This window comes from Exiguobacterium sp. SRB7LM, assembly GCF_015712685.1.
GTDB lineage: Bacteria > Bacillota > Bacilli > Exiguobacteriales > Exiguobacteriaceae > Exiguobacterium > Exiguobacterium profundum.
Window position 1 is genome coordinate 57,501 of sequence record NZ_VWVR01000002.1, and the last position, 24,454, is coordinate 81,954.

Annotated in this window: 24 protein-coding genes and 2 rRNA genes (1 of these 26 running past the window's edge); 25 read left to right on the plus strand and 1 reads right to left on the minus strand. The window is 48.2% G+C overall.

The window, feature by feature from the left end:
* From F3H97_RS00360 to rsmI, 11 genes are all read left to right on the plus strand, one after another.
* A 23S ribosomal RNA gene (locus F3H97_RS00360) occupies positions 1-648 on the plus strand; it begins 2,265 nt to the left of the window's first position.
* Between the two features lie 95 nt (positions 649-743).
* A 5S ribosomal RNA gene (gene rrf, locus F3H97_RS00365) occupies positions 744-860 on the plus strand.
* A gap of 72 nt (positions 861-932) precedes the next feature.
* Complete coding sequence (locus F3H97_RS00370; protein ID WP_196430271.1) at positions 933-2,351, plus strand: aminotransferase class I/II-fold pyridoxal phosphate-dependent enzyme; 1,419 nt, start codon at positions 933-935, stop codon at positions 2,349-2,351.
* A gap of 3 nt (positions 2,352-2,354) precedes the next feature.
* Positions 2,355-2,993 carry a dTMP kinase gene (tmk, locus tag F3H97_RS00375; RefSeq protein ID WP_159563180.1) on the plus strand — a complete coding sequence of 213 codons (639 nt, stop codon included), beginning with the start codon at positions 2,355-2,357 and terminating at the stop codon, positions 2,991-2,993.
* Positions 2,993-3,322: a cyclic-di-AMP receptor gene (locus F3H97_RS00380; protein ID WP_031421800.1), complete on the plus strand. Its 330-nt coding sequence runs from the start codon at positions 2,993-2,995 to the stop codon at positions 3,320-3,322. The genes tmk and F3H97_RS00380 overlap by 1 nt, the downstream gene beginning before the upstream one ends.
* Positions 3,323-3,336: 14 nt before the next feature.
* Positions 3,337-4,329, plus strand: coding sequence for a DNA polymerase III subunit delta' (locus tag F3H97_RS00385; RefSeq protein WP_196430272.1), 993 nt, complete (start codon positions 3,337-3,339; stop codon positions 4,327-4,329).
* A 6-nt stretch (positions 4,330-4,335) separates the two neighbouring features.
* Positions 4,336-5,166 (plus strand): PSP1 domain-containing protein, encoded by an 831-nt coding sequence (locus F3H97_RS00390; protein ID WP_196430273.1) that lies wholly within the window; start codon positions 4,336-4,338, stop codon positions 5,164-5,166.
* A 23-nt stretch (positions 5,167-5,189) separates the two neighbouring features.
* Entirely contained in the window at positions 5,190-5,525 is a 336-nt protein-coding gene (gene yabA, locus F3H97_RS00395; RefSeq protein ID WP_012727746.1) for a DNA replication initiation control protein YabA, read from the plus strand.
* 60 nt (positions 5,526-5,585) lie between these two features.
* Positions 5,586-6,323 carry a tRNA1(Val) (adenine(37)-N6)-methyltransferase gene (locus tag F3H97_RS00400; protein WP_159563179.1) on the plus strand — a complete coding sequence of 246 codons (738 nt, stop codon included), beginning with the start codon at positions 5,586-5,588 and terminating at the stop codon, positions 6,321-6,323.
* Positions 6,316-6,594 carry a GIY-YIG nuclease family protein gene (locus F3H97_RS00405; RefSeq protein WP_012727744.1) on the plus strand — a complete coding sequence of 93 codons (279 nt, stop codon included), beginning with the start codon at positions 6,316-6,318 and terminating at the stop codon, positions 6,592-6,594. Before F3H97_RS00400 ends, F3H97_RS00405 begins: the two co-directional genes overlap by 8 nt.
* Positions 6,566-7,435 (plus strand): 16S rRNA (cytidine(1402)-2'-O)-methyltransferase, encoded by an 870-nt coding sequence (gene rsmI / locus F3H97_RS00410; RefSeq protein ID WP_196430274.1) that lies wholly within the window; start codon positions 6,566-6,568, stop codon positions 7,433-7,435. The genes F3H97_RS00405 and rsmI overlap by 29 nt, the downstream gene beginning before the upstream one ends.
* A 16-nt stretch (positions 7,436-7,451) precedes the next feature.
* On the opposite strand, the gene F3H97_RS00415 is transcribed toward rsmI, so the two are convergent.
* The gene (locus F3H97_RS00415) at positions 7,452-7,745 is read right to left on the minus strand and encodes a transition state genes transcriptional regulator AbrB (protein ID WP_012727742.1); all 294 of its coding nucleotides are present in this window, start codon (positions 7,743-7,745) and stop codon (positions 7,452-7,454) included.
* A gap of 331 nt (positions 7,746-8,076) precedes the next feature.
* Between F3H97_RS00415 and metG the strand changes: the two genes are divergently transcribed.
* From metG to F3H97_RS00485, 14 genes are all read left to right on the plus strand, one after another.
* Positions 8,077-10,038, plus strand: coding sequence for a methionine--tRNA ligase (gene metG, locus F3H97_RS00420; protein WP_196430275.1), 1,962 nt, complete (start codon positions 8,077-8,079; stop codon positions 10,036-10,038).
* Positions 10,039-10,089: 51 nt separating this feature from the next.
* Positions 10,090-10,857, plus strand: a complete 768-nt coding sequence (locus F3H97_RS00425) for a TatD family hydrolase (protein WP_159563175.1) — start codon at positions 10,090-10,092, stop codon at positions 10,855-10,857.
* Positions 10,854-12,146 (plus strand): 3D domain-containing protein, encoded by a 1,293-nt coding sequence (locus F3H97_RS00430; RefSeq protein WP_196430276.1) that lies wholly within the window; start codon positions 10,854-10,856, stop codon positions 12,144-12,146. Before F3H97_RS00425 ends, F3H97_RS00430 begins: the two co-directional genes overlap by 4 nt.
* On the plus strand, positions 12,139-12,699 hold the full coding sequence (rnmV, locus tag F3H97_RS00435; protein WP_074035294.1) for a ribonuclease M5: 561 nt from the start codon (positions 12,139-12,141) through the stop codon (positions 12,697-12,699). Before F3H97_RS00430 ends, rnmV begins: the two co-directional genes overlap by 8 nt.
* Positions 12,696-13,574 (plus strand): 16S rRNA (adenine(1518)-N(6)/adenine(1519)-N(6))-dimethyltransferase RsmA, encoded by an 879-nt coding sequence (rsmA, locus tag F3H97_RS00440; protein ID WP_159563173.1) that lies wholly within the window; start codon positions 12,696-12,698, stop codon positions 13,572-13,574. The genes rnmV and rsmA overlap by 4 nt, the downstream gene beginning before the upstream one ends.
* Positions 13,575-13,656: 82 nt before the next feature.
* Positions 13,657-13,893: a Veg family protein gene (locus F3H97_RS00445; protein WP_012727736.1), complete on the plus strand. Its 237-nt coding sequence runs from the start codon at positions 13,657-13,659 to the stop codon at positions 13,891-13,893.
* A 100-nt stretch (positions 13,894-13,993) separates the two neighbouring features.
* Positions 13,994-14,857: a 4-(cytidine 5'-diphospho)-2-C-methyl-D-erythritol kinase gene (gene ispE / locus F3H97_RS00450; protein WP_196430277.1), complete on the plus strand. Its 864-nt coding sequence runs from the start codon at positions 13,994-13,996 to the stop codon at positions 14,855-14,857.
* 73 nt (positions 14,858-14,930) lie between these two features.
* A complete protein-coding gene (purR, locus tag F3H97_RS00455) occupies positions 14,931-15,755 on the plus strand; it encodes a pur operon repressor (RefSeq protein WP_012727734.1) in 825 nt (274 codons plus the stop codon).
* Positions 15,756-15,895: 140 nt separating this feature from the next.
* Entirely contained in the window at positions 15,896-16,195 is a 300-nt protein-coding gene (gene spoVG / locus F3H97_RS00460; RefSeq protein WP_012727733.1) for a septation regulator SpoVG, read from the plus strand.
* Positions 16,196-16,379: 184 nt separating this feature from the next.
* The gene (gene glmU / locus F3H97_RS00465; RefSeq protein WP_196430278.1) at positions 16,380-17,735 is read left to right on the plus strand and encodes a bifunctional UDP-N-acetylglucosamine diphosphorylase/glucosamine-1-phosphate N-acetyltransferase GlmU; all 1,356 of its coding nucleotides are present in this window, start codon (positions 16,380-16,382) and stop codon (positions 17,733-17,735) included.
* 45 nt (positions 17,736-17,780) lie between these two features.
* Positions 17,781-18,737: a ribose-phosphate diphosphokinase gene (locus F3H97_RS00470; RefSeq protein WP_012727731.1), complete on the plus strand. Its 957-nt coding sequence runs from the start codon at positions 17,781-17,783 to the stop codon at positions 18,735-18,737.
* Between the two features lie 55 nt (positions 18,738-18,792).
* A complete protein-coding gene (gene pth, locus F3H97_RS00475) occupies positions 18,793-19,350 on the plus strand; it encodes an aminoacyl-tRNA hydrolase (RefSeq protein WP_012727730.1) in 558 nt (185 codons plus the stop codon).
* Positions 19,351-19,395: 45 nt separating this feature from the next.
* Positions 19,396-22,923: a transcription-repair coupling factor gene (gene mfd, locus F3H97_RS00480; protein WP_196430279.1), complete on the plus strand. Its 3,528-nt coding sequence runs from the start codon at positions 19,396-19,398 to the stop codon at positions 22,921-22,923.
* Positions 22,907-24,454, plus strand: a complete 1,548-nt coding sequence (locus tag F3H97_RS00485; protein WP_159563170.1) for a polysaccharide biosynthesis protein — start codon at positions 22,907-22,909, stop codon at positions 24,452-24,454. The genes mfd and F3H97_RS00485 overlap by 17 nt, the downstream gene beginning before the upstream one ends.

Here is a 24,454-nt window from a genome sequence, read left to right on the forward strand (position 1 = left end):
GGCGGTCGCCTCCTAAACAGTAACGGAGGCGCCCAAAGGTTCCCTCAGAATGGTTGGAAATCATTCGAAGAGTGCAAAGGCAGAAGGGAGCTTGACTGCGAGACCTACAAGTCGAGCAGGGACGAAAGTCGGGCTTAGTGATCCGGTGGTTCCGCATGGAAGGGCCATCGCTCAACGGATAAAAGCTACCCTGGGGATAACAGGCTGATCTCCCCCAAGAGTCCACATCGACGGGGAGGTTTGGCACCTCGATGTCGGCTCATCGCATCCTGGGGCTGGAGTAGGTCCCAAGGGTTGGGCTGTTCGCCCATTAAAGCGGTACGCGAGCTGGGTTCAGAACGTCGTGAGACAGTTCGGTCCCTATCCGTCGTGGGCGCAGGAAATTTGAGGAGAGCTGTCCTTAGTACGAGAGGACCGGGATGGACGCACCGCTGGTGTACCAGTTGTTCCGCCAGGAGCACCGCTGGGTAGCTACGTGCGGACGGGATAAGTGCTGAAAGCATCTAAGCATGAAGCCCCCTCCGAGATGAGATTTCCCTTTGAGCAATCAAGAAAGACCCCTCAGAGACGATGAGGTAGATAGGTCATGGGTGGAAGCGTGGCGACACGTGGAGCTGAATGATACTAATCGGTCGAGGCTTTGATCTAGTCTAATGGTTTGTGTTGATGAATCCTCAGTTTTCAGGGAACAAGCCCTAAAACAATATTGACATGCGTATGACGCGGTGTTAATATTCATTTTGTCTGGTGGCGATAGCGAGACGGCCACACCCGTTCCCATGCCGAACACGGAAGTTAAGCGTCTCAGCGCCGAAAGTAGTTGGGGGATCTCCCCCTGTGAGGATAGGACGTTGCCAGGCCAACGTAGAAGACGATCAAGCATATGCTTGATCGTCTTTTTTCATATTTTGATAGTTTAGGAGGAATGACAGATGGCTCCTGCTCGGGAAAATCCATTTACATTTTTAGAGGTTCTAGAACAGCATGTTCGTGAACACCGCGTCTCTTTCCACGTACCAGGTCATCATAACGGTACAGTGGTTGATGATCGCTTACCTGATGCATTCGCAAAAGTCATGCCTTACGATTTGACTGAGCTAGCACATTTAGACGATTTGCACGATGCCTCGGGAATCATTGAGCAAGCAGAATGTGCATTGGGTAAGTTGTATGAGAGTAAAAGTAAATGGCTTGTCAACGGATCGACTGTGGGAAATTGGAGTATGCTCGCGGCAACAGTGAAACGTGGTGAACAGGTATATGTTCAACGGAACTCACATAAATCGATTTGGAACGCGATCGAGTGGTTAGGATTAAAGCCAGTATTACTAACGCCTACCATTGAACGCGGCACAGGTATCCCGACGGTCGTAACATTAGATACGATTAAACAGGCCATTCAAGAATTTCCTGGAGGGAGAGCCGTCATGTTGACGTCTCCAACCTATTACGGGGATATGGCAGACATTCGAACGATTTCAGACTATTTGACACTATTAGACATTCCATTGCTTGTCGATGAAGCACACGGCGCTCATTTAATTCATCCACAGTTGCCACGTCGCTCTGCAATCTTCGAAGGAGCGAGCGCAGTCGTACAGTCCGCGCATAAAACGTTGCCTGCCTTAACCATGGGGGCTTGGGTTCACTATAAAGATAATATCGATGAAGCGCGTTTGAAGCATGCATTAGCCTCTTTCCAGACCTCGAGTCCGTCTTATCTCATCATGGCTTCATTGGATTATGCTCGTTCTTATCTAGAACGTTTAACGGATGAGGAATGGTCTGCTATCCAAAAAAGCCATGCACAATTTGTTCTTGAATTAAAACGAGCTGGTTTTGTTGTAAAAGTCGGAGATGACTTTACGAAGGTGACGATTCTGACTTATCCAAAGAATGGATTGATCTTTAGTCAGCATCTCGCCTCAATCGGCATAGACATCGAGTTGGCGGCAGTCGATCATGTGTTATTCTGCTTGCCATTAAGGGAAATAGAGAAACAGGAAATCGAGCATTGGATCAAATTAATAAAAAAAGCATCTACTCATGTGCCGATCATTGAAGACGATGAAACGATTTTCCCATTTCCACAAACCGAGCGCGTGTCTGAACTATATACGTCTGTAACAGCTCTTCCAATGCAGCGAGTTCTTTTCGACCAAGCAATTGGATTGATTTCAGCAGAGACGGTGATTCCATACCCACCAGGTATTCCATGGATTCTAAAAGGAGAGCGTATTACAGAAGAAAAAATCCGTGTGCTCCGGGAATGGATTTCTTTAGGGAGGAAGCTTCAAGCTAGTAAGCATGTTATGATAGAGCAAATTGACGTTATTGTAGAGGAGTTTTAAAACGTGAACGGAATGTTTATAACGGTTGAAGGACCTGATGGATCAGGAAAGTCCACACAGCTTCAATTATTAGTAGAAAACTTAAAGCAAAAAGGATATGACATTGTCGTGACCCGAGAACCCGGAGGAACAACGGTCGGGAATCAGATTCGCGAAGTGTTATTATCGCCGGATCATCATGAGATGACCCCACGCGTGGAGATGATGCTCTATGCCGCGTCACGGGCACAGAACGTGGAACAAGTGATTCGTCCAGCGTTAGAGCGGGGCGCGATTGTCCTCTGCGACCGGTTCATCGATGCATCCATTGCTTATCAAGGATATGGATTGCAGTATGACCTTGATCAGATTCGGTCATTAAATGAATGGGCAACGAATGGTCTCACACCCGATCTAACCTTTTTATTTGATTTAAACCCGGAACGGGCAAGTGCACGTATGAAGGATCGGGGACAGCTTGATCGAATTGAGAGTCGTGATCAAGCATTCCACGAGCGTGTCTATGCAGGATTCCAAACGTTACTGAAACAGTATCCAGAACGAATCGTTCGGATTGATGCTGATCAATCGATTGAATGCATTCAAGATGAGGTGCTTGATTATACAATTGAACGACTACAACAAGGAGGCGTACAAATATGATGAAAATGGTAATTGCAATCGTACATGATAAGGATAGCGCACGTTTGTCCGACGCACTCGTCGAGCAAGATTTTCGCGCAACAAAGTTAGCCACGACTGGTGGATTTTTAAAAGAAGGTAATACAACGTTTATGATGGGGATTCCACAAGAGCGTCTTGATGATTTGATGGACGTGATTCAATCGAACTGCTCGAGCCGTGACCAAATGATCACGCCGATTTCACCGATGGGAGGACATGCGGATTCGTATATTCCTTACCCAGTCGAAGTACAAGTCGGAGGGGCGACGGTATTCGTCTTGCCGATCGAAGGATTCCATCAGTTTTAATGGGAGTTGGGCATATGCGTTTTCAAGAATTGAGCGAGTCGCAAACTGTCGTTTCTCGCATCATTCAAAATTCAATCGTTTCGAATAAAGTGGGGCATGCGTATATCTTCTCAGGAGATTATGAGCCTTATTTGATTGATACAGCCACATTGTTCGCCAAAGCCTTATTTTGTGAATCACCAGATGGTGCAGAGCCTTGTGGAGTGTGTCGAAACTGTCGGCGTATGGATTCTAAAAACATTGTCGACTACATCGAAGTGGAGCCGGACGGTGCGAGTATAAAAAAAGAACAGATTCAGCAATTGCTCAGTGATTTATCACTACGAGGTGCTGAAGGTGATCGCCAAGTGTACGTCATTCATCAAGCGCACAAGATGACGACTCAAGCGGCAAACAGTCTACTGAAATTCTTTGAAGAACCGGGAGTAGGAAAGCTTGCTATTTTAGTGACGACACAACCACAGTTGCTTCTTCCGACGATTCGTTCGCGCGCGCAACAACTTGCTTTTCGTCCAATCGACCGAGCCCAATTGGCGCAAACGATGTCAGAAGAACTGTCCTGTACGTATGATTTGGCATACCTTGCCTTGACCGTTTATCCGAAATGGGATGACGCGAAAGAAGCGCTTGAGCAGGAGTGGTTTGTACAGGCGTATGGGCTAGTGGTACAATTAATTGAAGTATTGACGAAACGACCTCAAGAGTTGCTCTTGTTCGCACAAGAAAAATGGTTAGGGCATTTCAAAGGACGGAATGAGTTGCGAGTTGGTCTTGAATTATTCGAACATTGGCTAGAGGAGGCACTTCATTTAAAAGTGCGAGATATGTATGCTCCGAAGCTATTTAAGAATGAGGTCGCCTTGTACAACGCATTTATCCAAAATCGATCTGTCACGAAGCTTACACATGCGATTGAAAGTGTACATGCGGCCATTTGGCGACTTGAGGCAAACGTCAATCCTCAATTAACGTTCGAACGACTTTCGTTCGATTTGCAGAAAGGATAGAAGCGCGTGCTTGAAGTAGTTGGAGTCCGTTTTAAAGAAGCGGGAAAAATCTATTACTTTTCACCAGGCGATGCAACGCTTAAACGTGGGGACCATGTCATCGTTGAAACGGTACGTGGCATTGAGTATGGGGAAATCGTCCAAGTCAACAAGCGGCTCGGCGAAGACGAAGTCGTCCTGCCGTTGAAGACAATCCTTCGTGTCGCGGACCAAAAGGATGCGGATATCGTACGCGATAATCGACTGGCAGCCGTTGATGCTCACGCCGTCTGTGAAGAAAAAATTCGAGAACATCAATTAGAAATGAAGCTAGTTGATGTTGAGTATACATTTGATCGCAATAAAGTGATCTTTTATTTTACTGCCGAGGGTCGCGTCGACTTTCGAGAATTGGTAAAAGACTTAGCTAGTGTGTTTCGGACACGAATCGAGCTCCGACAAATCGGTGTTCGTGATGAAGCGAAACTCCTTAGCGGGATTGGGCCATGTGGTCGGGTTCTTTGCTGCTCGTCATTTCTTGGGGAATTCGAACCGGTCTCGATCAAAATGGCCAAAGACCAGAATCTCTCGTTGAATCCGAATAAGATCTCTGGAGTATGTGGTCGTCTGATGTGCTGTTTGAAATATGAGAATGACACATATGAAGAACTGAAACGTGATTTACCAGACGTCGGCAAGCGAATCAAAATTCCAGAAGGTGATGGTCGGGTAATCGGTCTTAACATTTTGGACCAACTCATTCAAGTCGAGCTCCACGATCGGACGCGTGTCGTCACGTATACGATTGATGAACTCGTTGAAGTGGGTGCGATTAAACGAAAACCGTCAAAACAGTGATGGGGTGCTGAGCAGTGGAAAGAATGGACAAAAAAGAAGTGATGATGCGGGTGGATGCGATCGAGCAACAGATGCAGCTCCTCACCGAACATTTAGGCGTGTTAAAAGAGCAGCTCGCTTATTTGCTTGAAGAGAACCAGCATATGTATCTAGAGAATCATCACTTACGCGAAAAAGTCGAACAATTGGCAGAAGTTGATACGACAAATGGTGATTCACAAATCGCATTGTCTGGGAAAGGGCAGAACAATTTGGCTGCGCTGTATCAAGAAGGATTCCACATTTGTAACCTCCATTACGGACAGGTACGAAAAGATGGGGACTGTCTCTTCTGTTTGTCGATGCTCAATAAACATTAATACGGGGCGATAGATAGGGGTTCCCTATCCGTCGCCTTTCTTTTATAGAAGGAGGAAACGATGGTAACGGTTAAGGATGGAGAACGCCTTGATGATTTGCTCGGACGTCCAGGTAAAATCATTCAAAGTGATGATGTGTTCTCATTTTCATTAGATGCGGTACTGCTTGCAGAGTTTGTATGGGTGCCTATCCAAAAAGGACAACTGGTCGATTTGTGTGCTGGCACCGGGGCAATCCCGCTCTTTTTGTCATATCGTACAAAAGGAACGATAACAGGTGTGGAGATTCAATCGAAACTGGTCGACATGGCGAATCGAAGCATGGCGGTCAATCGTCTTGAAGAGCGAATTCGAGTGGTGGAGGGCGATGTGAAAACGGCAGCGGCGCAGCTCGGGCATGCACGATATGACGTAGTCACATGTAACCCGCCCTACTTTTTAGCGAACGAGACGTCACTCCGAAATCAAAATGAGCATCATACGATTGCGCGCCATGAAGTGCTGTGCACGTTGGAAGATTGCATCAGGACGGCCAGTCAACTCGTCAAACCGGGAGGGAAAGTGGCGTTCGTGCATCGGCCAGAACGTTTACTTGATATCCTGACGTTGATGCGTGCGTATCGAATTGAACCAAAACGAATGCAACTCGTTTACCCGAAAGCGGGACGCGAGGCGAATACCTTATTAATCGAGGGATCGAAAGATGGAAAAGCAGGTCTTAAAATTTTACCGCCATTTGTTGTCTATGAAGAAGACGATACGTATACAGAAGCGATGCGAGCTATTCTCGATGCCTAAACATTATACGTACATCTTGGAATGCGGTGATGGAACGTACTACACGGGCTATACGACAGACGTGGAAAAGCGACTCCTTGCACATAATGCCGGGAAAGGTGCGAAATATACGAAAGCTCGTCTCCCTGTACGACTTCGGTACGTACAATCGTTTGAGACGAAGCGGGAGGCCATGCGATACGAATGGTCCATCAAGCAATTGACCCGAGCACAAAAAGAGAAGTTGATGGAGGGGACGACCAATGAATTCACAGAAGAGCTATCAAACTGAACAACCGACGTTGTATGTCGTGCCGACCCCAATTGGGAACTTGGAGGATATGACGTATCGCGCGGTACGGACCCTTCAGGAAGTAGACTTAATCGCAGCGGAAGACACACGACAAACGATGAAGCTTTGCCGACACTTTGACATTGCGACAAAATTGATTAGCTATCATGAACACAATAAAGAAGTGAGTGGTCCAAGACTGATTGACGATCTGTTGTCAGGGAAATCGATTGCCGTTGTCTCAGATGCAGGTATGCCTGGAATTTCAGACCCGGGAAGCGATCTCGTGCGATTAGCCATTGAGGCAAACATCCCGGTTGTCGTCTTACCCGGTGCGAATGCAGCACTTACGGCACTCGTCGCATCCGGTCTTGCAACTGAACGTTTTCTCTATTACGGTTTCTTGCCGCGTAAGAAGAAGGATCGGGTTGAGGTTCTCGAATCGATTCAATACGAACCTGGCACCGTCATTTTTTATGAGGCTCCTCATCGTTTGAAAGAGATGTTGACAGCGATTCGACAAGTGTTCGGGAATCGACAAATCGTATTAGGTCGTGAACTGACAAAAACGTTTGAAGAGTTTTTGAGAGGAACTGTGGATGAGGCGTTGACATGGTGCGAGGGTGAAGTGCGTGGTGAGTTTGTCGTCTTGGTGAGTGGAGCGACAGAGGCGGCACCTACGACAACATGGTGGGAAACACTATCTGCATACGAGCACGTGGTTCACTATATCGAAGAAGGACTGAAACCAAACGCGGCAATCAAACAAACTGCGAAAGACCGCGGCGAGTCTCGGAATGATGTATACGATACGTATCATCAATTGCATAAAAAAGAGTAAGCAAGGAAATCCTTGCTTACTCTTCGCTGTAGTAATTTTCGAGCATGTTCTTCAACTCAACGAGAACACGTTGTGCACCTTCTGGTGACAAGATGAGTTTGCCGTCTGCCAATTTGAAGTTATCATCTGATACTTCGCCTGTGACTTGGCAAGTCATGTTTGGCTTATATTTTTTCAAAACGATTTGATCGTTGTCGACGTAAATCTCGAGAGCATCTTTCTCTGCGATACCGAGTGTACGACGCAATTCGATTGGAATAACGACACGACCAAGCTCATCAACCTTACGTACAATACCTGTAGATTTCATTTTGTGTTTCCTCCTCCAATGATGTCGAAATCTCGTGGTGACATGAATCGTCAAAATTCGACAATGTGACTACAGCAAAAAGCATACTAAACTTTCCAATTGCAGTCAACTGCTTACTATCTGGAAAAGTAAATTTTCGAAATTTGTCGAATCAAGAACGATATATACCTAAATTTCCCCGTAAGTTTGAACTTGAAACAAAGAAAGGGTATTTTTGGAACATTTATGACGAAGAAAACGCAAAAAAATTCCAAACAATTAGGTTTGGAAATTCTTTTGTCGAACCGTGTATAATGGAAATTGCATATGTCGAAAGGATGGAGAATAAATCATGGCGAAGCCGACTTTTTATATTACAACCCCAATTTATTATCCGAGTGCAAAACTGCACATCGGTCACGCATATACCACGGTAGCAGGTGATGCGATTGCGCGCTACAAACGCTTAAAAGGTTTTGATGTCCGTTATTTGACAGGAACGGATGAGCACGGTCAAAAGATTCAAGAAAAAGCGAAAGAAGCAGGCGTGACACCACAAGCTTTCGTGGATGAAGTCGTGGAAGAGATCAAGGTCTTATGGGACCGTCTTGAAATCTCGTACGATGACTACATCCGTACGACAGAGGACCGTCATAAGAAAGTGGTCGAGCATGTTTTCGAGACATTACTTAAAAATGGGGACATCTACCTCGGTGAGTACGAAGGATGGTATTCCGTACCGGATGAGACATACTACACTGAATCGCAGCTCGTCGATGGAAAAAGTCCTGACAGTGGACATCCGGTCGAACTCGTTCGTGAGGAGTGCTACTTCTTCCGCCTCAGTAAATACGCGGACCGCTTGATTGAATATTTTGAGTCACATCCTGATTTTATTTTGCCAGAATCTCGTAAAACCGAGATGATCAATAACTTCTTAAAGCCAGGTCTTCAAGATTTGGCTGTATCACGTACGACATTTGACTGGGGCGTACAAGTTCCATCGAACCCGAAGCACGTCGTGTACGTATGGGTCGATGCGCTCACAAACTATATCTCATCACTCGGATACGGCACAGACAACGATGAACTCTTCAACCGTTACTGGCCAGCAGACGTTCATTTGGTAGGGAAAGAAATCGTACGTTTCCATACGATCATTTGGCCAGCCCTCTTAATGGCGCTTGATCTTCCATTACCGAAGCAAGTATTTGCGCACGGATGGTTGCTCATGAAGGATGGGAAGATGTCGAAATCGAAAGGGAACGTCGTGGACCCGATCCCATTGATTGATCGTTACGGCCTCGACTCGGTCCGCTATTACCTTCTCCGTGAAGTTCCATTCGGAGCGGATGGCACGTTCACGCCGGAAGCGTTCGTTGACCGCTTGAACTTTGATTTAGCGAACGACCTCGGAAACTTATTGAATCGCACCATTGCGATGATTAAAAAGTACTTCAACGGAAACATTCCGGCATATAACGGAAATGTCACGGTATTTGATGCAGAATTGTTGAACGTGGTGAAAGAGACGACACGCAAAACAGAAGAAGCCATGGAGCACATGGAGTTTTCGGTCGCACTCACAAATATTTGGCAACTCGTCAGCCGTGCGAATAAATATATCGATGAGACACAACCATGGGTTCTCGTGAAAGAGGAGTCGAAGCGCGAGGAGCTGGCTTCTGTCATGACACATCTTGCGGGTGTACTTCGTCATGTTGCCATCATGATTCAACCATTCATGACGCGCGCTCCAAAAGAGATGTTCCGTCAGCTCGGACTCGAGGGAGAGGATATGTCATGGGAGGCGTTGGATACATTCGCAGACTTTAATGACGCAGTCGTGACGGACGGGACACCGATTTTCCCACGTCGTGATGTGAAAGAAGAAGTCGATGCAATCCAAGAAATGATGCGTCAGGCGTCTAAAGCACGGATTGAAGAGACGGAGACGGCATCAGTAGAAGAAGCTGACGAAGACATTCGTCCTGAAATCACGATTGATGTCTTCGACCAAGTCGAATTCCGTGTCGGTCAAATCGTCGAAGCCGATAAGATTAAAAAAGCGAAGAAACTGTTGAAACTTCAAGTCGACCTTGGGAAAGAGACGCGTCAAATCGTGTCTGGTATCGCTGAATGGTATGCCCCTGAAGATTTGGTTGGCAAGAAAGTCATCGTTGTCGCAAACTTGAAACCAGTCAAGCTCCGTGGAGAACTCTCGCAAGGGATGATTCTAGCGGCAGATCGTGACGGGAAACTAGAGCTCGCGACGGTCTCAGACCAGATGCCGAACGGTGCCATCGTCAAATAATGGAATGGGGGAGACCGCGGTCTCCCTCTCTTTTTCTAAGGAGGAAACAAGATGTTAATTGATACACATACGCACATCAATGCGGAACAGTTCAGTGAAGACGTGGAGGAGACGATTGAGCGAGCGAGAGAAGCGGGCGTTTCTCCGCTACTCGTCGTTGGATTTGATACACCGACCATCGATCGAGCCATTGAACTGGCAGAAACGCATGAAGATATTTATGCCATTGTCGGATGGCATCCTGTTGATGCGATTGACTGTACGGATGCGGATTTAGCACGAATCGAAACACTCATGAGTCATCCGAAAGTCATGGCACTCGGTGAAATCGGTCTCGATTATCATTGGGACAAATCACCGAAAGACGTGCAACAGCGCCTCTTCCGTCAACAGATCGCCATTGCCAAGCGAACGAATATGCCAATTGTCATTCATAACCGAGAAGCAACGGCAGATGTCCTTGATATTTTAGAAGAAGAGCATGCTGAAGAAGTCGGTGGTGTGTTCCATAGTTACAGCATGTCCGTCGAACTTTTGCCTCGGTGCTTAGACTTGAACTTCTATATTTCGTTAGGAGGACCGGTCACGTTCAAAAATGCGAAAGTTCCGAAGGCGGTGGCGCAAGAAGTGCCACTGGATCGTCTGCTTGTCGAGACGGACTGCCCGTACTTGACCCCAACACCGTTCCGTGGAAAGCGAAATGAACCAGCGTACGTCAAATATGTAGCCGAAGAAATCGCCACTCTTCGCGATATGCCTTACGATGAACTCGCTGCTGCTACGACAGTCAACGCGAAGAAGTTGTTCCGACTCCCATGATCAAGCGTGTATTAGCGAGTATCGGTATTATTGCGACAGCTTCTGTGGCGTACGTGATGTTACAACCTGAATCGATTCGAATCGTCGATGACGGTGTGGTGATCGAGCATGAGACACGAGCCGACTCGGTTCTCGAGGTGCTCGAAGAGTTAAATATCACACTAGATGAATCAGATTATGTCACACCGGCGCTCAGTGAAGATGTACCAGACGACCGTCTAATCCGGATTGAGCGTTCACACGAGGTCTCACTTCAGATTGGCTACGGTCAAACGGAGACGGTGCAGACGCGCGAGCGGACTGTAGAGGATGTCTTACTGCGATACGGAGTCACGGTACGAGACGGAGATACGGTGTATCCATCAGTCCGTACACCGGTGACGAATGGGATGACGATTCGATATCAACCGGTCGTGGCCGTGAATCTCATTGTCGGTCAAGAGGCGTTGACGATTTATACAATGGCTACGGATGTGGAGCAACTCTTAATGCAAGAGAACATCGATGTGACGGAAAGTGATACGGTCATGCCGGCCCCTTCCACGCCGATTCGAGAAGGATTGACGATTACGGTCAATACGAATCGTGATGTCGTTCAATATGAGAGTGAGTTGATCCCGTTTGAAGTGGTCGAGGAAGAGGATGATACGCTCGAAGAAGGTGTGATGCAAATGGTGCAGGTCGGGGTTCCTGGACTTGAACGGACAAGGTATGCACTTACTGTGGAAAATGGTACAATTACAAATCGTACGAAAACAGATGTCGAGACATTGCGTAAAACGATGCCGCAGATTATCAAAGTGGGAACGAAGAAAGTCGCAGAACCGGTAACCGAGCCTGAGTCAACGACCGCGGATGAATCGAGCCCATTCATTCCGGAAGCTGAAGTCGAGATTGCCGAACCGCCGAAAACAGATGACGTACTCGATTTTTCATCTGCGAAACAATTGCTTGTGGAAGCGACCGCTTATACGAACAACCCGGAAGACACGGTAACATACGACGGACGCGTGCTGACAAGAAGCGGATATGATGTAACCGACACGATTTTGTATGAAGGCATGCGCATCATTGCGGTCGACCCTGCCATCATTCCACTCGGGACCCGTGTATATGTCGAGGGTATCGGTATGGCGATTGCCTTGGATACAGGAAGTGCAATCAAAGGGCAAAAAATCGATATCATGATGGATGAAAAGGAAGAGGCCGTAACGTTTGGTCGTAAACCACTCACCATCTGGGTGATTCCAAAGCAGGAAGAAGAGAAAGAAGGATCAGACAATGCGTGAGAAAATACAAGAAATTATCGTCGTAGAAGGGCGTGACGACACGGCGCGACTTCAAGAAGTGTTCGACGTCGATACGATTGAAACGAACGGGTCTGCCGTATCCGATCAGACGATTGAACGAATCCGTCGTGCTCAGGAGAAGCGCGGGGTCATCATTTTGACGGACCCAGATTATCCAGGAGATCGTATTCGGGCGATTGTCGAGGAACGCGTCAAAGGATGTAAGCACGCACACTTGCCTCGGGCCGAGGCGAAGGACAAGCGTGGGAAAATCGGTGTGGAACATGCGAGTCCGGAGTCACTTCGCCGTGTCTTAGGAGCAGTGTTTGAACCGCGTGTCGAAACGGACCAACCAATCGTCACACGGAAAATGGTGTTGGAGGCGGATTTAATCGGTGGAGCAGCGGCCGCGACGCGTCGGAAGCGACTCGGGGTGTTGCTTCGAATCGGTGAGCCGAATGCCAAACAATTTGTAAAACGGGTCGAGGCGCTCGGCGTCACGATTGAAGAGTGGGAGCAGGCACTTGCTCAATTAGAGGAGGAACAGGGTTGAAAGACATTGCAACAATCCAACGAACGAAAGCGATTTTAGAGCGACATGGGTTTTCATTCAAAAAATCGCTCGGTCAAAACTTTTTAATCGATTTGAACATCTTGAGTAAAATTGTCGGAGCAGCAGAACTGAGTGAAGCGAGCGGTGTCCTTGAAATCGGTCCCGGAATCGGCTCATTGACCGAACAATCGGCCAAGCGTGCCAAAAAAGTCGTTGCGCTTGAAATCGACCAACGTCTTTTGCCGATTTTAGATGATACGATGTCGCCTTATCCACATGTGAAAGTCATCCATGGAGATGCATTGGAACTGAACTTACGGGAAATCGTAGAGCAAGAATTTTTAAACGAAGGTATTGAAGATATTTCGGTTGTCGCCAACTTACCTTACTACGTCACGACACCAATCATCATGCGTTTGCTTGAGAGCGGCGTTAAGTTCCGCTCGCTCGTCATGATGATTCAAAAAGAAGTGGCAGAACGGATTGGAGCAAAACCAGGCACGAAAGCATACGGTTCGCTATCGATTGCGATTCAGTATTATGCGGAAGCAGAAGTCAGTTTCATCGTGCCGAAAAACGTGTTCATCCCAGCGCCGAACGTCGATTCGGCCGTCATTACACTACGGATGCGCAAAGAACCGGCCGTACAAGTGAAAGACGAAGCATTTTTCTTTGATGTGGCCCGAGCAAGCTTCGCTCAGCGCCGTAAAACCATCCTGAACAATTTGACAAACTATATCGGGAAAGAACATAAAGTCGAACTCGAACGTTCGCTTCACGAGGCTGGAATCGATCCGAAACGTCGTGGAGAGACGTTAAGCCTAGAAGAATTCGCACGTTTGTCTGACACAATTTTACCACTTAAAAATAGTTGACGACCTGAAAACGAGTCGTTATAATATTAATCTTTATTTTCATATTCAATTATGCTATACTTGTAACAGTGAGGTGAAGCGTATGCCAAAGACGTTACAAGAAATCAGACAAAAACTCGAATCGCATGTTGGTGAACGATTGACGTTGAAAGCAAACGGCGGTCGTAAGAAAGTTGTTACTCGGTTTGGAACGCTCGTTGAGACATATCCTGCGGTGTTCGTTGTGAAATTGGATGAAGACCTGCATAATGTGGAACGTGTCTCGTATAGCTACGCTGATGTCCTAACGGATACAGTTAAAATTGAATTCGGTAATTGATTTATAAATGAGGGGCGGATGCATTGGCAGCTGCTTCTTTTTTTGTGCGCCCGTTTACGGTACAATGGCGAACAGGAGACAAATGGGAAGGGTGAACGTGATGCGCACGATCAGTGTGAAAGCGCCGGCAAAAATTAATTTGACACTTGATGTCCTTGGAAAGCGTCCGGACGGCTATCATGAAGTAGAAATGGTAATGACGACAGTCGACTTGGCAGATCGCTTGGAGTTGACAGTTTTAGAGTCGGATGAGATTCGGATTCAATCAGAACACGCCTATGTGCCGAATGATCATCGGAATTTGGCGTATCGAGCAGCAGAATTGTTGCGCGAGCGTTTTAACATTCAGCAAGGGGTCGAGATTGTGCTCGATAAACAGATTCCCGTGGCAGCTGGCCTTGCAGGTGGCTCGAGTGATGCGGCGGCAACGCTCCGTGGGATGAACGAACTGTTTTCATTGAACTTGTCATTAGAGGAGCTAGCAGAGCTCGGTGCCGAGATTGGATCGGACGTCTCATTTTGTGTCATCGGCGGAACAGCTATCGCCCGTGGTCGTGGTGAACAGTTAGAAATGATTCCGGCCCCGCCACCGTGCTATGTCGTTCTCGGTAAACCGAAAATCGGGGTATCGACGGCAGATGTGTATCGGGCAGTGCGTATGGAAGAGGTGCATCACCCTGATACCGAGGCCATGGTAGAGGCGATTCGTCAAAAAGATTTCCATGGAATCTGTGAACACCTTGGTAACTCACTTGAGAGTGTGACACTTAAGCTTCACCCGGAAGTGAAACAGATCAAAGAAACGATGCGTCATTGCGGAGCGGAAGGTGTTCTCATGAGTGGAAGCGGACCGACCGTGTTTGCGCTGATCGAACACGAGCAAAAAGCGCATCGAATCTATAATGGATTGAAAGGATTTTGCCCAGAAGTGTTCGTCGTTCGGATTCTCGGCAAAAGACATTGAACAAAAACGAATGAAAGTGATATATTTTCAATAGAACATTCGTTTATTATTGAAGATGTGAAGGAGAATCCGTATGAAAATTCGTAGAAGTGGTCGTCTCGTCGATATGACCCGTTATTTACTTGATCATCCGCATCAGCTTGTCTCGTTGTCGATGTTTTCAAGTCGCTATAAAGCTGCAAAGTCGTCGATTAGCGAAGACCTTGTCATTGTCAGTGAAATGTTGTCCCATGATGGGATCGGAAAACTGGTCACTGTCCCTGGTGCAGCCGGTGGTGTCATGTTTATCCCAGGATGGAGTAAAGAAAAATCGCTGGAGATGATTGATACGCTCTGTGAGCAACTATCAAAACCGGAGCGTCTCTTACCAGGAGGCTATCTCTACCTCACAGATGTACTAGGTAATCCAAGCCAAGTGAAACCGATGGGGCAAGTTTTTGCGTCAGTCTTCGCCGACCGGAAAGTCGATGTGGTCATGACGATTGCGACGAAAGGGATTCCCCTTGCCTATGCGGTCGCTGAACAGTTGGGCGTTCCGTTTGTGATTGTGCGTTCAGATAGCCGTGTCACAGAAGGTTCGACGGTCAGCATCAACTATGTATCAGGTTCATCGAAAGCGATTCGTACGATGGCGCTTGCACGTCGCAGTCTGCCACGTGGTGCGAATGTGCTTTTGATTGATGATTTCATGAAGGCCGGCGGGACGATTCGTGGGATGATGAGCCTCTTGAATGAATTTGAAGCCAATCTTGCAGGTGTAGGTGTCTTGATGGAGGCCGAAGGGGCCGAGAAAAAGATGGTGAGTGAATACGTCAGCTTGATGAAATTGACGAATGTCGATCCTGATGAAGGGCTGGTCACCATTTCGCGGGGGAATGTGGAACAATTCTTAAAGTGATTGGCAAAATTTTGATTTCGTTTTATGATTAGAGGGTATAGAGTTATCAATATGGAGTCATGACGTTCGTTTGAAACCAACTGAACCTTACAGAAGACCACACCATGGCGTAGACAACGATGAAAAAGGGGATGCGAAACATGCAGATCACAGACGTAAAAATTCGCAAAGTCGCGACAGAAGGCAGAATGAAAGCGTTGGCCTCAATCACACTTGACCATGAATTCGTTGTACACGATCTTCGAATCATCGAAGGAAGTAGCGGTCTATTTGTCGCCATGCCGAGCAAACGGACACCAGAAGGGATTTTTCGGGATATTGCGCATCCGATTAACGGGGAAATGCGACAAAAGGTCGAAGCGGCTGTATTGGAAACCTATTCCAATATGGATGTGGAAATCCTTGACCCACAACATGTGTCATACGGTACACATGAATGACAGAAAACAGCGGTTAGGTTGCCTACCGCTGTTTTTTTGCGTTTCAATGGTTAAGGAACGGTACAACTATTGAAACGAAGGCATGGTTTCGATATAGTAGAAACGGTGTAAATAGGATTTAGTTGCAGAAAAGCCGAACTATACAGACCAATCACAGCTGTTGTGAGATAGGAGCGAATCAAGCATGGAGCGTTTTGCAGTCATTTTGGCAGCAGGAAAAGGAACGCGAATGAAGTCGAAGTTATATAAAGTACTTCATCCGGTTCTAGGGAAACCAATGGTCGAACATGTTGTCGATCAGTTAGACCAAATCGGTGTCAGTCGTCAAATCGTAATCGTTGGCCATGGGGCGGAAGCGGTACAAGACACGCTCGGCACACGGGTAGAGTATGCGGTCCAGGAAGAGCAGCTTGGAACAGGACATGCTGTTCAGATGGCTGAAGCAGAACTTGCGGGTAAATCAGGGGCGACGCTTGTCGTCTGTGGAGATACACCGTTACTCACGGCAGAAACGTTAGAAGCCCTTCTCGCGCATCACGAAGCGCAACAAGCAAAAGTCACGGTGTTGACTGCGATTGCTGACGATGCGACCGGATATGGTCGAGTCGTTCGTGGTGAAGATGGGAATGTGACGAAAGTCGTGGAACATAAAGATGCTTCAGAAGCAGAACTTGCCATCAATGAAATCAACACAGGGACGTACGTATTCGATAACGAATTGTTGTTCGATGCGCTCAAACAAGTCGGTAACAACAATGCACAGGGCGAATATTACTTACCTGACGTCATTTCAATCGTAAAAGAAGCGGGCGAAGTGGTTGCGGCGCATACAGCACCGACGTTTGATGAGACGATCGGGGTCAATGACCGCGTCGCCTTGTCGCAAGCGGAAGCCATCATGCGCAAGCGGACAAATGAGCGTCTCATGCGTGAAGGGGTTACCTTCATGGACCCGGCATCGACGTACATTTCACCAGACGTGGTCATTGGATCGGATACGGTCATTTATCCGGGAACGGTCATTCTTGGCAAGACGACGATTGGCTCAGAATGTGTCATCGGACCAAACTCGGACATCCGCAACAGTGTGATTGAAGACCATGCCGTCGTACGCCAGTCTGTCGTGACTGATAGCCGAATTGGTGAGGCGGCTCAAGTCGGACCGTTCGCTCACTTACGTCAACAAGCTGTCCTCGGTGCGAACACGCGCGTCGGCAACTTTGTAGAGATTAAAAAATCGACGTTCGGTGACGGTGCGAAAGCGTCACACCTGAGCTATATCGGGGATGCGTCAATCGGTGAGCGCGTCAACTTAGGCTGTGGATCGATCACAGTGAACTATGACGGCAAGAACAAGTTCGAGACAGTCGTGGAAGACGATGCATTCGTTGGCTGTAACGTCAACTTGATTGCCCCTGTAAAAGTCGGGAAAGGCGCGATTGTCGCTGCTGGATCGACGATTACGAGTGATGTACCAGAAGAGGCGCTAGCGATTGCACGCGAACGCCAAACGAATAAAGAAGGCTACACAAAACGATAACTTGCTGCCAATCATTATGGAAAACAACGGAGGAGAATCCTAAACATGTCTACTGTATACGAACGAGAAATTCGTCTATTTAGCTTAAACTCGAACCGCCCGCTTGCTGAAGAAATCGCGAAAGAAATTGGTGTCCCGCTCAGCGATTGCCAAGTCAAACGTTTCAGCGACGGTGAACTCTATATCAACATCGAGGAAAGTGTTCGTGGAGATGATGTGTATGTCATCCAATCAACAAGCTCGCCTGTAAACGAAACGCTCATGGAATTGCTCGTCATGATCGATGCACTCAAACGTGCTTCTGTCCGTACGATCAACATCGTGATGCCGTATTATGGGTACGCACGTCAAGACCGTAAAGCACGCTCGCGTGAACCGATCACGGCGAAACTTGTCGCTGACCTTCTTACAGTAGCGGGTGCGACACGCGTCATCACGATGGATTTGCATGCAGCGCAAATTCAAGGATTCTTCAATATTCCGGTTGACCAATTACTTGGTGTACCGCTCATCTCGACTTACTTTGAAACAGAAGAGTTTCAAGCGAAAGATATCGTGGTCGTTTCTCCAGACCACGGTGGCGTGACACGTGCACGTAAATTGGCAGAACGTTTGAAAGCGCCGATTGCTATCATTGACAAGCGTCGTCCGAAAGCGAACGTCGCTGAAGTCATGAATATCGTCGGCAGTGTCGAAGGGAAAACGGCGATTTTGATCGACGACATCATCGATACAGCTGGAACGATCACACTTGCGGCAGATGCTATCGTCGAAGCGGGTGCGAAAGAAGTGTATGCGTCTTGTACACACCCAGTCCTTTCTGGTCCAGCGATGGAACGTATCGACAATTCATCAATCAAAGAGTTGGTCGTCTTAAATACCATCGATTTGACGGGTCGTCCTTGCTCGAGCAAGATCAAGCAAATGTCGGTCGCCCATTTGCTTGGGGAAGCGATTATGCGCGTACACGAGCATAAATCGGTCAGTACCCTATTCGATTAAAAAACGAGGCCCGGAGGCATTCGCCTTTGGGCTTTTTTGTTCAGGAGGAAATGATATGAAATGCATCGTCGGTCTTGGGAATCCCGGGAAAAAGTTTGAGATGACGCGGCACAATGTCGGTTTTTTAGCAATTGACCGTCTCGCCGAAAAGCATGGCATCTCGCTGAATGAAGCGAAGTTTAATGCCCTTATGGGAACGGGAAGAATCAATGGTGAACGCGTTGTACTTGTCAAACCACTCACGTATATGAACTTGTCGGGTGAAGCCGTCCGTCCCATTTTAGATTATTATAAAATTGAAATTGATGATTTATTAGTCATTTATGACGATTTGGATATGGTGCCTGGCAAACTTCGTTTCCGTCCGAAAGGGAGCGCAGGTGGTCATAATGGGATTAAATCTCTCATTCAACACTTGGGAACGGCTGAATTTAAACGATTGAAGCTCGGAATCGGTCGTCCCCCACACCCGATTAAAGTCGTCGACTGGGTGTTGATGAACTATCGTAAAGACGAGTTACCAGAATTAAATGAAACACTCGACAACGCCGTAACCGCAGCCACTGATTTTGTGGATACAGATTGGCTGGCGCTGATGAATCGATACAACTAAAGGGTCATTGTACCCTTTTTTGTCGTATGAGTTGGAGGAAAACAAATGAATGCTTTAGAGAGATTTATGGTGGCGCTCCCTGAAACGAATGTGATTCGAGAGCGACTCCAAAAAGTAGACCGTCAATTGGTGACGGGTTTGACGACAAGCGCAAAAGCGCTCGTCTTGGCTGGACTCGTGAAATCGTCCTCGAGACGTCTTGTTGTCGTGACGCATAACATGTATCAAGCCCAAAAGATGTTCGATCAACTTGAATCACTCATCGGTCCGGACAAAACGTTGTTGTATCCGATCGATGAGACGCTAGCAGGTGAACTGTCACTGACGTCTAGTCCGGAACTGTTAGCCGCCCGAATTGATGCCCGTACTCGTCTCCTCGACCAAACAGGAGGCGTTGTTGTCGTGCCGCTTGGTGGATTACGACGCTATGTACCAAGTCCGGAAGCGTGGCAAGAAAGTCGCATCATGTTGAAGCCAGGAAGTGACCTCGATTTAGCGGATTTTTCGAAACAATTGACGGGCATGGGCTATGAACGAACGGCAACGGTGACGACACCTGGTGAATTTTCCGTACGAGGGAGTATTCTAGATGTTTATCCGCTTACAGAAGCGCGCCCATATCGAATCGACCTGTTCGACACCGAGATTGACTCAATTTTCACGTTTGACGCGGAAACGCAACGCTCGCTTGGTGTAGTGGGGGAAGTGTGCATTACGCCTGCGACCGAGTTCATCGCAACGGAGAATCAGCTGAAGCAGGCGGGCGGTACGCTTCGGAAGCAGTACGACCGAACCGTCGAGTTGATTGGGAATGAAGTGATCCGTCAAGCCCTTGAAGAAGGAGTCGTGACAGACATCGAGCGGCTTGAGCGTGGAGACCTTCCGGAGAAAGTTGGGAAGTATTCGCCATTGCTCTATACGTCCACACTCCTTGACTACGTTGGGAATGACGCTGTCCTCATTTTAGATGAGGTGGCACGAATCGAGGACGCTGCGGACGTACAGGATCGTGAAGAGGCGGAATGGTTCTCCTCACTTATCGAAAAAGGGGAGGCTGTCAGCAATTACACGCTCGCCGTCCCGATGCATAAAGTCTTCCGCGACTTGAAGCAAGTCGCGTTCTCCTTGCTTCCGTCTCGTCGTTCGGGCATTCCGGAGAGCGACACGGTCCATTTGAGCTGTCGTCCGCTACCGGCGTTCCACGGTCAGATGCATCTATTGAAGCAGGAAGTCGAACGATGGCAGCAAGGCGATCAACGAATCGTCGTACTTGCGGGAGATAAGTCGCGTGCAGATAAGATTGAAGCGCTTCTTTCCGACTATGGAATCGCCTCGACCTTCACCAATGTCGATGGAGAGTTAGAACCGAGACGTGTCTCGGTCATCATCGGTCAAATCGAAGGTGGATTCGAACTGTCGACGAGCCGTCTCGTTGTCATATCGGAAGAAGAGTTGTTCAAGCGTGTGACGAAACGAAAACGTCAGACGAAGAATTTGACGAACGCCGAACGAATCAAGAGTTACCAAGAGCTGAAACCGAACGATTATGTCGTCCACGTGCACCACGGAATCGGGAAGTACCTTGGCATTAAAACAATCGAGGTCGGTGGAATCCATCAGGATTACCTGCACCTCGTCTATGCAGGGAACGACGCCCTCTACGTGCCGGTCGACCAAATCGATCTCGTCCAAAAATATGTCGGTGCCGAAGGAAAAGAGCCAAAGATTTATAAACTCGGCGGCACCGAGTGGAAGAAAGTAAAATCGAAAGTTGCCAAATCGGTTGAAGACATTGCTGATGAGCTCATTAAATTGTACGCGGCACGAGAGGCCTCGGTCGGTTTCGCGTTCCCTCCGGACGATGAAGAAATGGGTCAGTTCGAATCCTCTTTTCCGTACGCCGAGACAGAAGACCAGGTCCGTTCGATTGCAGAAATCAAAGCGGATATGGAACGCTCCCGTCCGATGGATCGCCTTTTGTGTGGAGATGTCGGATACGGAAAAACGGAAGTGGCAATTCGGGCGGCGTTCAAAGCCGTGCTCGCCGGTAAACAAGTGGCCTTTCTTGTCCCGACGACCGTCCTCGCCCAACAGCATTATGAAACGATGCTCGAGCGGTTCAGCGAATTCCCGATCAACGTATCGGTCATGAGTCGTTTCCGTTCGAAGAGCGAAATGACGGCGACGAAGAAAGGTTTGAAGGAAGGTACCATTGACATCGTCGTCGGGACACACCGCGTGTTGTCCAAAGACGTGACGTTCGCCAACCTCGGTCTCGTCATCATCGATGAAGAACAACGGTTCGGCGTCAAACATAAAGAGCGTCTGAAACAGTTGAAGACGAACATCGACGTCCTCACGTTGACGGCGACACCGATTCCACGGACATTGCATATGTCGATGATCGGAATCCGTGACTTGTCCGTATTGGAGACACCGCCAGAGAATCGTTATCCTGTCCAAACATACGTCATGGAATACGACGGCATCGTCTTGCGTGAAGCGCTCGAACGTGAACTCGCTCGCGGAGGACAGGCGTTCTTCCTCTATAACCGTGTCGAAGGGATCGAACGGAAAGCGGAAGAGATCCGGGCCTTATTGCCGGATGCACGAATTGCTACGGCCCATGGACGTATGACTGAAAGTGAGCTCGAGAGCCAGTTAATCAGCTTCCTAGAGGGCGAGGCGGATATTTTAGTCTCAACGACAATCATCGAGACGGGAATCGACATTCCAAACGTCAACACCCTCATCGTCCACGATGCCGACAAGATGGGACTGTCCCAGCTCTACCAACTCCGAGGTCGTGTCGGACGTTCGAATCGCATCGCCTATGCGTACTTTACGTATCGGAAAGACAAGCGCTTGACGGAAGTGGCAGAAAGTCGTCTTCAGGCCATCAAAGAGTTCACAGAGCTCGGCAGTGGTTTTAAGATTGCAATGCGCGACTTGTCGATTCGTGGAGCCGGGAACTTACTCGGTGCACAACAGTCTGGATTCATCGATTCGGTCGGTTTCGATCTGTATTCACAAATGCTCTCTGAAGCCATTGAGGAACGGAAAGACCGCATGCGTGGACAAGCGAAACAAGTCGTCTTCAAACCGGAGATCACTTTCCAGGCCGATGCGTATATCCCTGATGACTACTTGTCAGATAGCGAATTGAAGATTGAGATGTACAAACGCTTCAAATATGTAGATACGCCGAACGCGTTGTTCGCCCTTCAAGATGAACTGATTGAGCGATTTGGCGAATTCCCGGAACCGGTCGCACTTCTCATTCAATTGACACGTCTGCGTATTTATGGAGAACTGGCAAAAGTGAGTCGAATCAAGCAGACGCCAGGACGTATCGAAATTGTCTTATCGAAAGAATCGACGACGGCTCTGGATGTCCCGTCCTTCATGGAGTGGTCGATGCCTCTTGGTCGTAAGCTTGGCGTAGGGCAAGAAGACGGCGCCTTGAAACTGTCACTCAGCGGTCGGATGCCGCTAACAGAGCTCTTGAATGATGCCGATACTGTATTAGAAGAACTGATGAAGCGGTTGGTGGGCGATGCGGTCGCCAAGTAAGTTTGCGCAAGGCGTCGTTCTGTTCGCCCTTGCCGGCTACGTATCGAAACTGATCAGTTTCGCCTATCGTGTCCCCTATCAAAACTTGGCGGGGGACTTCGGACTTTATGCCTATCAAACCGTCTATCCGTTCGCGGCCATCGTGGCGTCACTCGGCATTTATGCGATGCCGGTCGTCATTGCGAAAATCGGCGTCGGTGCGAAAGGGACGAATCGTAAGTTAGAAGTCTTATGGGGAAGCTTTTACGCCTTACTTCTACTCTCGTCCATGCTTGTCGTCACGGTATGGCTGTTTGCCCCGACCCTAGCGAAATGGCTTGGAGATGAGCAGCTAGCTCCTGCACTTCGCGTGATCAGTTTGAGTTATTTACTCATGCCGGCGTCAGCCGTGTTGCGCGGGGCTTTTCAATCGAGAGATGACTTACGACCGAGCGCATGGTCGCAAGTGCTCGAGAACTTTGTCCGCGTGACGGTCATGCTGTCCCTATTATGGATTGGGGTCCGTCTCGGAAAAGATGCATATACGCTCAGTCAATATGCGTATGGTGCGACGCTAATCGGTGGGCTTGTGGCGATTGCCTTTTTAGTTTATCGCGCACGAGGAGTGCGGATTGTGAGGGTGCGCCGCGTCACGTTTCGGAGAGGAATGAAACTCTTGTTGACGACGGGTTTCGCGGTCGGATTCGCATCACTCGGGATTTTATGGATGCAACTGGTCGACTCCTTCACCATCGTCAATTTGATGGGTGGCACATATGAGGCGAAGGTGAGCAAAGGAGTGTTCGATCGAGGATATCCGCTCGTGCAATTCGCCATTTTGTTCACCACGACCATCGGGATGGCCAACGTGCCGACGCTCGTCCGTCACTATCGGGCAGGGCATCTCCAAAAGACGACACAGGGACTCCGTTCGATGATTCGTGTGACGACGGCGATTGCTGGTGCAGCGACCATCGGGTTGATGGGAGTCATGTTTTTCTTGAACGTGGCCTTGTTTGAAGACGAGTCCGGGACGCGAGCCCTTGTCTTCTTAGCGACGAGTACGTTTGCTGCCTCCTTGGCGATTGCGAGTATGACTTGTTTGCAGGCGATTGACCGAGAGTGGGTCGCGGCACGAAGTATGGTCGTCGCAATTTTAGTGAAAAGTATGGTAAACGCATGGCTTGTCCCGAGTTACGGAATCGAAGGCGCGGCAATCGGGACGTCGATTGGATTTTTAGCGATGGCATTCTATAATTTTCGGGCGCTTGACCGTTCGATTCCGCTCGGATCATTTCGATCGAAACATTATAAATCGCTATGGAAAGCCCTCGTACCGATGCTGTTCCTCATTGGCGTGTTAAACTGGCTAGGTCAGATGTGGGTCGACTCGCGAATCACTGCGTTCGGTTGGTTAATCGGAATGGTGTGTAGCGGTGCCGTCCTTTATATATGGAGATTATGGAGTACGCGAATGCTGTCACTTGCGGAATGGGAACTGATCCCGTTCGGAAGTCGTCTGCTCGATGTGCTCGAGAAAAAGGAGAACTAA